This is a genomic window from Paracoccus salipaludis (assembly GCF_002287065.1).
In the GTDB taxonomy this organism is placed as follows: domain Bacteria; phylum Pseudomonadota; class Alphaproteobacteria; order Rhodobacterales; family Rhodobacteraceae; genus Paracoccus; species Paracoccus salipaludis.
Window position 1 is genome coordinate 1 of sequence record NZ_NSJZ01000105.1, and the last position, 595, is coordinate 595.

General features: G+C 44.9%; 1 protein-coding gene. It reads right to left on the bottom strand.

What is annotated here, in order from left to right; genetic code table 11:
- The coding region (locus CK240_RS18480; protein ID WP_135058952.1) for a TIGR04255 family protein at positions 1 to 520 on the bottom strand (520 nt) is incomplete at its 3' end.
- Between the last annotated feature and the right edge of the window lie 75 nt (positions 521 to 595).

Sequence of the window (595 nt, forward strand, 5' to 3'; positions counted from 1 at the left end):
CATTCTCTCGAATCTTAGCATCAGCCAAACCAATAAGATTTTCACGTACAAGAATCTGAATATTCGAGAGGTCTTCCGGACTTTGAAGCCTATTGATATATCGATAGCCAATTCGGATCATAACTGTCGGCTGAACCGTATCGGCCAGAGCATTCAGGATAAAACCGAACCGCTTAATAAAGTCGATGTGCCCATTGTAATCTTTAGTCTCTAGCGTAATTGCATTTGCTGCGAGAACAACGCGCCACTTTTTATCAACACTACTAAAGTTCCAATGGACCTCAGTGCCACTAATCTCCGGTGCACTGCCCGGTATAGGTAGAGGCACTGCTTCTATCCTTTCTACAAAAGGATAGACTTTTCGAATGCGGTCCTGAAACTCTACTATATAGCTGTCATCCCTGATGCGCATAATAGAGGGGAATTGAACTTGAGCTATGACGTACGCAATTGGTGCATTAGCGAGCGTCATCCTTTCTGGGATGATTCCAAATAGCGGATCATCTACAGAATTGTTCATTTTGTCCCCTCCTGAGGTCAGGAAACCCGATTCGCGGTGTGAAGTACAGTGTGAAGTGGGAGATTGGTAGCCGCT